Raw genomic sequence first — 11942 nt, forward strand, 5'->3', positions numbered from 1 at the left:
TTATGTTTTGTCATAGTAGACCTCATTTCTAACTCAAACGTCTCATACTTAATTCCACCATAAAAATCCGTTTTAGACTAACTTCCACTTTGGTCAGACAAGTGGAAGTTACTTTGAGAAGTTACCATAGGAGAATTTTTTCATCTTTTTTTGTCAAGTAACTTTACTTTACAAAAAAAATGTGTTATCCTAGTATGGTTGATGAAAATCAGTAGATTGAATCGAATATAAATACCTAAAGGAGAAATCAAAATGGCAGTACCTGCACGTCGCACTTCAAAAGCGAAGAAAAACAAACGTCGTACACACTACAAAGTAACAGCTCCATCTGTAAACTTTGACGAAACTACTGGAGATTACTCACGTTCTCACCGTGTATCACTTAAAGGATACTACAAAGGACGTAAAATCGCTAAAGCTGCAGCAGCTGAATAATAGAAGGGAGATACCATGCGCGTAAATATTACACTTGAACACAAAGAATCTGGTGAACGCTTGTACCTTACTTCTAAAAACAAACGTAACACTCCAGACCGTCTTCAATTGAAGAAATACTCACCAAAACTTCGCAAACACGTTGTGTTTACAGAGGTTAAGTAAGACAATATACCAAAAGCCTATGAAATCAACGTTTCTAGGCTTTTTTTGTTTTTATAATGTGGTTTTGTCTGATTTTTGTCTGATTAGAAGCAATTGACGTATTTTAACTGAAATTTAAAATTTCTTTCAAATATTTCCCCGTTTGAGACTCTTCACAACTGATAATATCTCTTGGTTTGCCTTCGAATAAAATATAACCCCCATTCTTTCCGCCCTCGGGTCCTAAATCAATTATCCAATCAGCTTGAGCAATAAGTTCTAAGCGATGTTCAATTATCACAACCGTATTCCCTTGATTGACGAGGCGTCTTAGTAAACTAAGCAGTTGTTCAACATCCTTACCATGCAGACCTGTGCTTGGTTCGTCGAGAACAAAGATTTGTCCTGACTCTTGTAACTTACTAGCTAACTTAACTCGTTGCACTTCTCCACCTGACAAGGTACTTGTGGGCTGACCTAAAGTCAGATAATCTAAGCCAACTTCCTTCATGACTGACAGAGATTGACAAATCTTATCGTTCGAAGAAAAAACTGTTAATGCTTCTTCGACAGTTAGATTCAAAATCTCTTCAATTGTGAAATTCTGATAACGATAGCTGAGCGCTTTAGGATTATAACGGTGACCCCCGCACTCCTCACAAACGACCTCAACTGAATCCGCAAAAGCCATGTCATAAACGATTTTTCCAGTTCCCTTGCAAATTGGACAAGCACCTTTTGAATTATAGCTAAACCAACTAGGGGTTACATTGTTGGCTTTGGCAAATAATTTTCGAATTTCATCCATTATTCCTAAGTAAGTTGCTGGTGTGGAACGAATGGAGGTACCAATAGGTTTTTGATCGATGATAATGGCATCTGGGTAATTTTCGATAAATTCGACACCAATCAGAGAGCTCTTCCCTGAACCCGCGACACCCGTTACTGCGGTCAAGATTCCCTTAGGGATTTTTGTATTAACCTGTTTAAGATTATTTGCAGTAGCATCTTTGATGGCAAAATATTCTGTCCAAGCTAGTGGGTCTTGATTCAGTCTAAGTGGTTGTTTTAGGACACGGGTTGTGAAGGTGTCAGCTTTTTGCAACTCTACAAGACTTCCTTGAAAAATTAGCCTACCGCCTTCCCGACCAGCCAATGGTCCCAATTCAATGACTTCATCCGCTAAAGCTAACATTTGTCGGCTATGTTCCACAACCAAAATATTGTTGTGCTTATCTCTTAAATCCAACAAGAGCTGACCGATTTTCTCGGCATCATGAGGGTGCAGACCTGCAGTCGGTTCATCAAAAACGTAGTTGACATTACTTAGGCTGGAACCAATGTGTCGCACCAACTTGACCCGTTGTATCTCACCACCTGATAAGGTTTCTGTCTTCCGAGACAAAGATAAATAACCAATCCCAACTGTCTCCATACGCTTAATAGCATACTTGATTTGTGCAACTAATGATTGACCTAAAGGACTATCAACTTCTTCAAGTAAAGGCAAGAGTTCACTGACTGATAAGTTCATATAGTCAACAATATTATGCCCGTTTATCTTAGAAGCTAAGGCCTTGGGGTTTAGTCCTGAGCCTTCACAACTGGCACAAGGTACCTGAATGACAAGAGATAGCACTTCTTCTTGCAATGATTTTTTCAGCTTAGAAATATCCCTTTTCAGATAGAGGCGGTAGAAACGCGGAATTACACCTTCATAGTCAACACGGTCCACACTCCCCGTATTATTAGAACGAAATTCAACCTTGACTATTTCATCGCTTCCTTCTCGCAAAATCTGCCATTCTTCCTCAGAAAAATCAGCTAACTTTTTATCTGCATCAAGTAAAGGATTATTTTTGTAAAGATAAGCCTGCCAGCCACTCGAAAATTGACTAAAATTAATAGCACCTTCATTCAATGATTTTGTGGTATCAAAAATCTTATCCTCAATTAACTGATAAACCTTCCCAATCCCAGTACAAATAGGACACATCCCTGCAGGATGATTGAAAGAATAAGCCATTGAGCCACCCGCACTCGGTTGACCAACCCGTGAAAACAGCAGACGAATAAGCGGAGCAATGTCCATAGCCGTCCCGACTGTTGAACGAGTATTAGTCCTTAAAGCTTTCTGATTGACAACGATAGATGGGGGTAAATTTTTAATTTCGTCTACGTGAGGACGCTCATAGTGAGGTAGTTTGTTCCGTAAAAAGAGAGGATAACTATCCTGCCACTGTCTACTACTTTCTCTTGCTAGCGTATCAAAGACAAGGGAAGACTTCCCCGAACCTGAAACACCTGCAAAAACCACTAGCTTATTCTTAGGAATCGTCACATCAAAGTCTTTTAGATTGTGCTCTTTAGCACCAAAAATTTCAATACTATCTATTTCCATCAATTATTCTCCATATTGTCAGTTAAAGTTAACAGCTCAGCTTTAGTAAATTCATTCTTCACAAGAGTTAGATATTTTCCTTGAAGTTCAACATATTTTTGCATATCCTCTTGCCCCATGCCCCTTATTGCTTCTTTTTCTGCTTCCACTATTTTAGCAACGGTCATCTCTATATAAGTTTTGCCTTTTTCAGTCAAGGACAATTTCTTACTCTTACGAGAACTTGGTAGTGGCGTCACCCTTACATATTGGTCAGCACTCAACTTTTTTACCGAAGAGTGAATGGTTTGTTTTGGGAACATCATCTGTTCAACCAAGTCCTGCTGAGTGATATCACCACTATTTACTAATAAAAAATAACAGACCCACACGCTACTCTCAGATAGCCCAAAATTCTTAGCCATGACACGATAAAGAGATGAGAATTCTTTCTCTTGTACTGATAATTGCTTTATAAAATCTGTTTCCAAAATAATTCCTTACATCTCTTTTAGTCTGATTTCGGATTAAATTATATCCTAAAAAAATATCTATGTCAAATAGAGAAGGAGGCAGTATCCTCCTTTCAACACTTAGTTCTTATTATTAATCAACTTTTCCAGCCTTTCTACAGCTCCTCTCATGGTGTCTTTTTGCTTTTTAATCACATGGAGATAGACACGCTCAATCTCCTTGGAATCCTCCGAGTGTCCAACAAATTCTCGAATAGTGGGAAGGTCAATGCCTTCACTTGCCATAATGGAGATAAAGCTATGACGGAACATATGAGGAATGACATGAATCGGTCTGCCAAAGTTTAGAAAGCTATCGATATCCTTATAGGGTTTACCAGCTTTCTTGTTATACTTTGCTGACTGACTAGAACCACCTCTCAGGAATTGTGAGAGCTCGTTGTGATAAAGCGGAGAACCTTGCCGATTACCTGCCCTGATATAGGTTCTAGTAAAGAGATATCCCAAGTCTTGGTAAGTCGGATTGAATTGAGCTTGAAACTTATTTCTGTCGATGTAATGTCGCAAGATTTTCTCTACCTCGGGGCTCATTGGAATTGTACGAACACTTTCTTTAGTCTTTAAGTCTGCTCGGTAGCGTTCCTTTTCGTTAAGATTAAGAGCTTCCATGACCTCATCAGATTTATTTTTACTCGCCCTTTGCCAATGAACCTTTATCCACTTCTCCTCAAAATCAAGCATATCCTCATTCAATCCCAAAACCTCACTTGGTCGCATACCTGTCAAAAAAATCATTCTAAGCACATCAGCGATAAGTTGATTACCAGGTCGGTTAGTCCAGCTCTCTATCAGGTGGAGAACATAGTTAACCTCACTTGCTTCAAGATATTTTTCTGCAATATCTTCACGTTTCTTATTTTGCTCCTCACTCTTTGTCAGAACTCGCCTTTTAACCTTATTGTTGGCAATCGGGTCTTGTGTAAGAGTAATCTGTCCGTTTTCGACTGACCAATCAAAAACCATCTTAAGATAAATATGCAGGTTTCTTGCCATGTGCATGGAAGAAGCATTGATGAGATTTTGAATTTCATCTGTCATAGAGGCAAATTTTGTGATAGACATTCTGGTATCAAAATTAGGCATTATATAGCGGTTATAGATAGTAACCCTTGTTTTAAGAGTATTATTGGCTGGTTTGACCCTTTCATACCATGCTTTAAAGGCTTTACCATAAAGACTTCCATCTTCATCATAGGGCTTAGCGATTTCTTCTAGGGTTAAAAGTCTCTTGGCTTTCTTAGGCTTAATACCTGTTATCTCAGCGATATAGTCATCAACTAATTTGTTCAGTTCTTGCGTGACCTGTGTTATCAATTGTGAGTTTTTAATATCGCTGACCAAAAGACGTTCTTTTCCAGAAGATGTCTTTTTACTTGGTCTTGCCTTAGTGGTAAACCACCCTTTACCAGCACCTGTAGAAAGGTATTTCTTGTGAGATTTTTTAGTAATAGGGTGGGTAAATCGCATAGCGAACTTCACCAAGACATTGCCTGCTTTATAAGGGTCTGGTCGCCAAGAACTGATGATGAGTACTCTTGAACTATTATCTCTCATAGGTATTACCTACGCCATCTTTGCGACATATTGATTGGCAATTTTGTGGTCAAACCATGCCACGAAGACTTCTGAGTGAATAAAGACATTGCCATGTGTTCCTTTAATACCGAAAGCGTATGGGCTGTCCTTCATCTGACGAATATAGCTATTGAGCGTTGCAACGGTCATGCCATGCCAGAGTTCATCTAGAAAGACGGATTTACGGTACCAGTTACGGGTCAAGTCAAAATCATGTTCTGTTTTTAATGTTGCCATTGAATTCTCCTTCTATTTTGGTTATAATCAAGTTAGTTATTTTTGGGAAGGCGATTTGTAGTTTGCTACAGGTCGTCTTTTCTTATGCCCCAATAAGCTGAGCTTTGTTGCTCTTGTTTGTACTGCTGAATATCAGTCTCATCTGTTTCCGTTAGTTTGGATATCCCAAGCTCAAGTAAGTGTTGAATATAGCCATCTGCCTTTTCTTGTCCATAAGATTCTGCTTTTGCTACATAGAGTTTTCCAAGTGTTCGTGAGACTTGTTTCTCTGTCCATAGCTCAGACCGTTTTAGGGTGGCTTTTGTCCGCTTTACACTTAAGACCGTCTTTTTTTGTGTTTCTAAGTAGTCATTCCACCATTTTACGTTTTTTCTTCGCCAACGGTTGGAATCCTTATCTCTCGGACTGACAAAGCGATAGTGTCCATTAATCGCTTCAAAGTAAATCTCTTTAAGGGGACGTCCTTTTTTTATCTGTTGAGCCAGTAAGTTTGCCTTTCCTTGCCAACATCTAAGCTCTGCTCTTGTCCATGATGAGGGCATTTCAGGTAAATCTTTATCCAGTTTTTGTTCTAATAGCTTATTATAGATGCACCATTGCTGAGTACCTCTAACACCAATCGTTACCATTTCACCAACCTTTTCACCATTTTCAAGAATACTCTTTTCATGGTAATCAAAGGTTTTAGCGGTTGATATGCAGAGTTGCTTTTTACAATAACTATAAATAAGCGGGACGGATAGGCTACCATCAAAAATATCATTGGCGATATCTAGTCTTGTAAAGTTACTATGGCATTCAGAAATGCGTTTCATTAGGGTTACCCAGTTATTGACATTGCTTTCCATGTATTCTTCATACTGACGGCACCCCTGCCCTCTCAGTTCGATAAAAACTCCCATTTTTGATTCCCAGTCTTTATTGAAGTAAACCTTTATCTCTGAGAAGGCATAATGCCTTTGGTACTTGTTTATCCCCCAATCATTGAGAACAAACTTATCTTTAGGAAGAATGAGGATTTTCTCAATGACATCATCTGGAGCTAAGCCCTTAATCGTTACGGCTAAGTAGTCTAACATCACTGAGTTATCCATGTCTAGGCTCCAATAAATTTAATATCAGTTGCCACTAGTTTTAAGCCTCCCCAATTTCCACCACCATTATTAGCTCGCCAACCAAGGTGGACTTCTGGATTGACAAGTTCTACTACAAGTGAGTTCAGCTCATCCTTTTCAACGGATTTAGCCAACTTGTCAAGATTGTCTACAATCTCCAAGCGAATACCCTTGAGGTCATCAGGGGAATAGCCCAGGTCTTTCAAGGCTTGGATTTTGTCTGTATCTTGTACAGAGCAAGTAATTTTAGCTACCTCATCTGTCGCAATGCTTTCGCCATTGACATTTTTATAGACTGGTGCAACTCGTGAAGAAAGGATGGTCACTTTCTTTGGAATGTCAAATTGTGATTTATCCAATTTCAAGTCGCCAACTTTTATAGTTTCGTCTGTTAAGTTAAATTTTGTCATGTTTTTCTCCTATTCATAAAAGCTACGCCTACATAAAATCCATCGTAAACCGTTGATATCATAGGCTTCATAAATGTTTTTTCGTGAAATTTGCTTCAAATCACTGAACCCCTTGCGTATCAAGGAATTTGACCACATTTTATGTATGTGTGCACCCCCTAATAGGGACTGGGGTGCAAATGTCAAATCGAGTTCAGCCGTTTGCCACCTTTCCCACCTGCTCTGGGCTACCGTGTTGACCACTCGCCCAGTGGTGGGGTGGCGAACCGTCTTCATCGATGAAAGAAGCCAAGTCTCTTAGATGATTTCTTTTCAGTCTCTTTCTCTAAGGTCTGGATTCTATCCAGAAGCACTTCTAACTCCTGTTTCAACTTTGCTAGGTTCCTTCGATAATCTTCTCGGATTTCCTTAAAGGAGACCTCTAGCTCATCAACAAGTTCTCTAATAGGTTTTTGATAATCATTTTCTTTAGAAAACCCATAAACACTTAGAATTGCTCTTTCCAGTCCCAACGAAGACTTCTTATCAGCAATCGCTTGAAAATGATTTAGGTCATCTTCTGTAAAAAGATAAACTTTAGAATAAGATTTTCGACCCGTTCTCACTCTACTTTCATTGAATTGAGTACCAGTTAGACTTTCAATCTTTAACCGCCACTTTTTCAATGTTGAGACTGAGTTGAGACCATCAACCCTATCTACAACTTCTTGATAATCGTATTTACTCATTAGTTTACCTGTATTTTCTGATTCTGCATTCAACTAGCGTTTATCCGAAATATCTGGTATAATTACAGCAATTAGATTTACTGTCCTTGAACGATGTACCAGATTGTTCAAGGATTTTTTGTACCCTCCTTTCTTTTTTGATTGTTGGGTTAGCTCCTCTCTAACACACATGTACGATTTTATGTACGTTTGGTGTAAAATTTTTGAGCAACCTTAATGCTCATTAATAATTATATACGATATCATACACGAAGTCAAGCGTTTTTCTCAAAAAATGTACGATTTTATAAACACCTGTGTTATAATAGTCTGAGAGGTAACCTATGTTTGAAATACTTAAACCTGATAAAAAGACTGTTGGTCAAAGATTAAGACAAGTCAAAGATGAATTAAATTTGTCTTTTACTGAATTTGGAAACCGTCTTGGATTAAAAAAATCAACGATTAACGCATATGTAAGAGGAGATAACTTAGCTCCTCTTGAAGTTTTAGAGAAAGTGTCAAAAATCTATGGAAAACCCGTAGGTTGGTTTTACTACGGAGAATTGGAAGAATATATTGAACTTTACCTTAGAAAACTTGGTTATGGCACATTCCTAGATGAGTATCCTGATACTCCATTAAAAATAAAAGAAGAGCTTTTTAGAATAAAAACAAATCCAATACAATCGGTCACAAGAAGTGGGGGAGTAACCATTGGAACATTTGAAAATCCTGACTGGGAAAATGAATTTGGATACCCAAAAGAAGGGTACCTAGATGATATCTTTTTTGAAATGCTTTATGATACGCTGAGGGACACAATTAGGAAGGAAGCCAAAACCTACTTAAGCCAGCAAGACGGACTTGATGATACTAAAATCAACGAACTTTCTGATTACTTTGCTAACCAAATCTATACTTCATATGATTTTATCGGAAATCTAGAAATCCTTTCCAAAGATAAAATCAAAAAAGAAATTAAAAAGGGCTATGAACGCCTGATTAAAGATTCGCCATCAGCAGGTGTAGAAGTTAGCTATGATTCCAATTACCTACTCGGTTTTCTAATCAATACACTTGCGGATAGCCAAACAACAAGACAGCTGCTTTCAGATATGTCCCAAGCAACAGTCGGTATGCCTTTTTCACAATTTCATGAGGGACACGAGTTAGTTGAGATCATCCAATCTGTCAGACCACGACTGATAGAACTTTACAATAACACGACCTTTGATGATTGGACTGACTGGGCGGAAAAATAACTTTAGATAGGAAGATGAAAATGGATAGATTTAAAAATATACCCAAACCATATTTACCACAAAAACTCCCTTTTGACTATACTTCAATATATACTGACCCTCAAATTATTAAGCTAGTCACCAAAGCCAATATTGCTATTGGTACTTATGAAGGATTTTTAGAATCCATCATTAACCCTATGTTACTGATTTCTCCCTTGCTTAGCCAAGAAGCCGTTCTCTCCTCAAAACTTGAAGGAACTCATGCTACTTTGGAAGACTTACTTAATTATGAAGCAGGTAATAAAGTTGATATTGAGCGTGACGAATTGCATGAGATTATTAACTATCGAAAAGCACTCTTTTACGCTTTAGAAAACATTTCTACCATCAATAATAATGATTCTAAAGGCTTACCTTTATCTAATAGAATTATTAAAGAAATGCACAAAATTCTTCTGGATAATGTTAGAGGTAGCAGTAAAAATCCCGGTAATTTTAAGAGAAGCCAAAACTATATCGGTAGCGTAGCTTCGATATCATACACTCCTGTCCCTGCGGAACAAACACCAGAATATATGTCTAACTTGGAGCAATATATACATTATGATGATTTAGATCTGTTGGTTCAGTCGGCAATTATTCATGCTCAATTTGAAATGATTCACCCTTTTGAAGACGGTAATGGACGAATTGGACGATTGCTCATACCACTGTTCCTATACTATCAAGAACTCCTTTCTTATCCAACTTTTTATATGAGTTCATACTTTGAAAAAGATAGGTCTCTTTACATATCTCACCTGTCAAATATTTCAAAAAACAACAATTGGAAAGACTGGTTTAAATACTATCTAGAAGGAGTGATATTGTCCGCAGAAGAGAGTACAAAAAAAGCTCAAGATATACTGAGTCTGTATAGCATCATGAAGGAACAAGTCATCCCAAAGCTTCATTCTGTATCAGGTATCCAGCTTCTTGACCTTATATTCTCAGCTCCAATTTTTAAGGCGAAACAAGTTAGTGAACACCTAAAAATTTCTGAACGAACTACTTATACCTTACTAAACAAGCTGATTGAGGAAGGTTATCTTTCAACAGATAATGCTCAAAGGAATAGAACCTACTATTGTCCTCAACTTCTTTCAATTGTTCAATAAGGTATCTCTTAGTGAAATAATATTCATTTTTACTTCACTTATTTCTTCTTTAGTGAAGCAAAAGTCATCTTTACTTCACTTATTCATTTCTTAGTGAAGCGAAACCCGTTTTGACTTCACTTATTTTTTGTTATGTGAAGCAGAGTTGGTTTTGACTTCACTTAATTAAAGAGTGGATTTTGTCTGATTTTTGTCTGATTAAAACTAAAGCAAGGTCAAAATCACTCTATTTCATCAATAATTGAAAGATTGAAAAGCCCATAAAATCAACGTTTCTGTACATCATGAAACTTGCTAAATTACATATTACGCTTACAGAGGTGAAGTAAGCATACCTAACTCAAAACGCCTTACTGGGCGTTTTTTGCTAGCAGTCTGTAGCTTTGCAGGAGAGATTTATGGCATTTTATCTTTGGATGTTTCCTCTACTTTTTATCTTTCACGATATGGAAGAAATTATCGGTCTTGTCCCTTGGATCCGTCTCAACGAAACCTTGCTGGCCCAAAAGGCTCCAACTATTCTCAAAATCCACAAAGAAATGACAACAGAGGGATTTGCCCTCGCTGTTTTTGAGGAATTCATCCTTGTCTTGTCCATCACTTTATTAGTATATTTTACTCAATCTAGAGCGCTCGAATTAGTTTGGTTAGGGGGATTTGTAGCCTTTGCGCTTCATCTCTTGCTCCATATCGGACAATCAATCCTTCTTCGCAAGTATATCCCTGCTCTGATTACTTCTACCATTTGTTTTCCTGTCAGTGCTTATTTGATTACAGACATAGTACATTTGTGGCAGGTTTCGACTAGCGAATTTTTCTTATTTTCACTGGTCGGTTCAGGCATTGTCGTCATCAATCTCCTCTTTGCTATCTGGCTTGGAAGAAAGTATTCTACCTGGATTGTTCATTACCATTAACAAGAGTTCCTTGCAATTTCAATTTGCAGGGAATTTTTTTATCCCCCTTCACAGTTAAGACGTGTTCTATAGTTTTTTTAAGACAAAGCAAAAAGCCCACTGTTGTAGGCTTTCTGTAAGATATTTCTTAAAATTAAAGCATTTTGTTGTAGAATTCAACGACAAGTGCTTCGTTGATTTCTGGGTTGATTTCGTCGCGTTCTGGCAAGCGAGTCAATGAACCTTCCAATTTTTCAGCGTCGAATGATACGAATGCTGGACGTCCAAGAGTAGCTTCTACTGCTTCAAGGATAGCTGGAACCTTCAATGATTTTTCACGAACTGAGATCACTTGACCTGGAGTTACGCGGTATGATGGGATATCAACGCGTTTTCCGTCAACAAGGATGTGACCGTGGTTTACGAATTGACGAGCTTGGCGACGAGTAGTCGCAAGACCAAGACGGTAAACAACGTTATCCAAACGACGTTCCAAAAGAAGCATGAAGTTGAAACCTAGGATTCCGCCTTTGATTTTTGTAGCTTGTACGAACAAGTTACGGAATTGTTTCTCACCTACACCGTAAGTGAAACGAAGTTTTTGTTTTTCAGCCAATTGCAAACCGTATTCTGACAATTTAGAACGGTTGTTTGGTCCGTGTTGTCCTGGTACGTAGTTACGACGTGCCAATTCTTTACCTGTACCTGTAAGTGAAAGGCCAAGGCGACGAGCTTGTTTCCAAGATGGTCCTGTATAACGTGACATGTGAATGTCCTCCTGATATAAATAATATTTCGGTGGAAATAGTCACTTAGAAAGCCCTGATTCGTGCAGATGCCCTTCGCCTAAACAGCCAAGGTTACTTATCATAAGACACCTGTTGACGAGCTTCATGCTTTCCTGCTGATATTTCACACAAAATCCATTTTACCATGAATGGCTAGAATTGTAAAGGGGTTTTAAGCTTTATTTTCACTGCGGTAACTTCTCAAAGTAACTTCCACTTGTCTGACCAAAGTGGAAGTTAGTCTAAAACGGATTTTTATGGTGGAATTAAGTATGAGACGTTTGAGTTAGAAATGAGGTCTACTATGACAAAACATAA

The 11942-nt window shown here is 38.1% G+C and carries 13 protein-coding genes; 5 read left to right on the forward strand and 8 right to left on the reverse strand.

The genetic code is table 11. The annotated features are described in order from the left end of the window. The first annotated feature begins 252 nt into the window (after positions 1-252). The gene (rpmF, locus tag QM959_RS09250) at positions 253-435 is read left to right on the forward strand and encodes a 50S ribosomal protein L32 (protein WP_000290416.1); all 183 of its coding nucleotides are present in this window, start codon (positions 253-255) and stop codon (positions 433-435) included. 15 nt (positions 436-450) lie between these two features. Beyond that, the gene (gene rpmG, locus QM959_RS09255) at positions 451-600 is read left to right on the forward strand and encodes a 50S ribosomal protein L33 (RefSeq protein WP_001265622.1); all 150 of its coding nucleotides are present in this window, start codon (positions 451-453) and stop codon (positions 598-600) included. 103 nt (positions 601-703) lie between these two features. On the opposite strand, the gene QM959_RS09260 is transcribed toward rpmG, so the two are convergent. From QM959_RS09260 to QM959_RS09290, 7 genes are all read right to left on the reverse strand, one after another. Further along, the gene (locus QM959_RS09260; RefSeq protein WP_022524935.1) at positions 704-2980 is read right to left on the reverse strand and encodes an ATP-binding cassette domain-containing protein; all 2277 of its coding nucleotides are present in this window, start codon (positions 2978-2980) and stop codon (positions 704-706) included. Beyond that, on the reverse strand, positions 2980-3450 hold the full coding sequence (locus QM959_RS09265) for a MarR family transcriptional regulator (RefSeq protein WP_000447038.1): 471 nt from the start codon (positions 3448-3450) through the stop codon (positions 2980-2982). Before QM959_RS09265 ends, QM959_RS09260 begins: the two co-directional genes overlap by 1 nt. Positions 3451-3552: 102 nt before the next feature. After that, a complete protein-coding gene (locus QM959_RS09270; protein ID WP_414372840.1) occupies positions 3553-5046 on the reverse strand; it encodes a tyrosine-type recombinase/integrase in 1494 nt (497 codons plus the stop codon). Positions 5047-5055: 9 nt separating this feature from the next. Continuing rightward, positions 5056-5304, reverse strand: coding sequence for a hypothetical protein (locus QM959_RS09275; RefSeq protein WP_369087990.1), 249 nt, complete (start codon positions 5302-5304; stop codon positions 5056-5058). A 65-nt stretch (positions 5305-5369) separates the two neighbouring features. Continuing rightward, on the reverse strand, positions 5370-6398 hold the full coding sequence (locus tag QM959_RS09280; RefSeq protein ID WP_414372841.1) for a replication initiation factor domain-containing protein: 1029 nt from the start codon (positions 6396-6398) through the stop codon (positions 5370-5372). Positions 6399-6400: 2 nt separating this feature from the next. Further along, the gene (locus QM959_RS09285; RefSeq protein WP_414372842.1) at positions 6401-6829 is read right to left on the reverse strand and encodes a hypothetical protein; all 429 of its coding nucleotides are present in this window, start codon (positions 6827-6829) and stop codon (positions 6401-6403) included. A 272-nt stretch (positions 6830-7101) separates the two neighbouring features. Next, positions 7102-7557 (reverse strand): hypothetical protein, encoded by a 456-nt coding sequence (locus tag QM959_RS09290; RefSeq protein WP_414372843.1) that lies wholly within the window; start codon positions 7555-7557, stop codon positions 7102-7104. 323 nt (positions 7558-7880) lie between these two features. On the opposite strand from QM959_RS09290, the gene QM959_RS09295 reads away from it, so the two are divergent. The 3 genes from QM959_RS09295 to QM959_RS09305 all read left to right on the forward strand — a co-directional run bounded on the left by QM959_RS09295 (position 7881) and on the right by QM959_RS09305 (position 10857). After that, positions 7881-8801: a helix-turn-helix domain-containing protein gene (locus tag QM959_RS09295; protein ID WP_414372844.1), complete on the forward strand. Its 921-nt coding sequence runs from the start codon at positions 7881-7883 to the stop codon at positions 8799-8801. Between the two features lie 20 nt (positions 8802-8821). Beyond that, the gene (locus tag QM959_RS09300; RefSeq protein ID WP_414372845.1) at positions 8822-9940 is read left to right on the forward strand and encodes a Fic family protein; all 1119 of its coding nucleotides are present in this window, start codon (positions 8822-8824) and stop codon (positions 9938-9940) included. Between the two features lie 398 nt (positions 9941-10338). Beyond that, positions 10339-10857, forward strand: coding sequence for an HXXEE domain-containing protein (locus QM959_RS09305; RefSeq protein WP_414372846.1), 519 nt, complete (start codon positions 10339-10341; stop codon positions 10855-10857). A 133-nt stretch (positions 10858-10990) separates the two neighbouring features. Here the strand turns inward: QM959_RS09305 and rpsD are convergent, their stop codons facing one another. Next, entirely contained in the window at positions 10991-11602 is a 612-nt protein-coding gene (gene rpsD / locus QM959_RS09310; RefSeq protein WP_000092756.1) for a 30S ribosomal protein S4, read from the reverse strand. Positions 11603-11942 lie beyond the last annotated feature (340 nt).

It is taken from the genome of Streptococcus mitis, assembly GCF_047459985.1.
Taxonomy (GTDB): domain Bacteria; phylum Bacillota; class Bacilli; order Lactobacillales; family Streptococcaceae; genus Streptococcus; species Streptococcus mitis_DZ.

Bases quoted from the DNA above. Each gene is read 5' to 3' on its own strand.
- QM959_RS09280 (WP_414372841.1), bottom strand. From the start codon at position 6,398: ATGGATAACTCAGTGATGTTAGACTACTTAGCCGTAACGATTAAGGGC.
- rpmF (WP_000290416.1), top strand. From the start codon at position 253: ATGGCAGTACCTGCACGTCGCACTTCAAAAGCGAAGAAAAACAAACGT.
- rpsD (WP_000092756.1), bottom strand. From the start codon at position 11,602: ATGTCACGTTATACAGGACCATCTTGGAAACAAGCTCGTCGCCTTGGC.
- QM959_RS09290 (WP_414372843.1), bottom strand. From the start codon at position 7,557: ATGAGTAAATACGATTATCAAGAAGTTGTAGATAGGGTTGATGGTCTC.
- QM959_RS09270 (WP_414372840.1), bottom strand. From the start codon at position 5,046: ATGAGAGATAATAGTTCAAGAGTACTCATCATCAGTTCTTGGCGACCA.
- QM959_RS09285 (WP_414372842.1), bottom strand. From the start codon at position 6,829: ATGACAAAATTTAACTTAACAGACGAAACTATAAAAGTTGGCGACTTG.
- QM959_RS09305 (WP_414372846.1), top strand. From the start codon at position 10,339: ATGGCATTTTATCTTTGGATGTTTCCTCTACTTTTTATCTTTCACGAT.
- QM959_RS09300 (WP_414372845.1), top strand. From the start codon at position 8,822: ATGGATAGATTTAAAAATATACCCAAACCATATTTACCACAAAAACTC.
- rpmG (WP_001265622.1), top strand. From the start codon at position 451: ATGCGCGTAAATATTACACTTGAACACAAAGAATCTGGTGAACGCTTG.
- QM959_RS09275 (WP_369087990.1), bottom strand. From the start codon at position 5,304: ATGGCAACATTAAAAACAGAACATGATTTTGACTTGACCCGTAACTGG.
- QM959_RS09295 (WP_414372844.1), top strand. From the start codon at position 7,881: ATGTTTGAAATACTTAAACCTGATAAAAAGACTGTTGGTCAAAGATTA.
- QM959_RS09260 (WP_022524935.1), bottom strand. From the start codon at position 2,980: ATGGAAATAGATAGTATTGAAATTTTTGGTGCTAAAGAGCACAATCTA.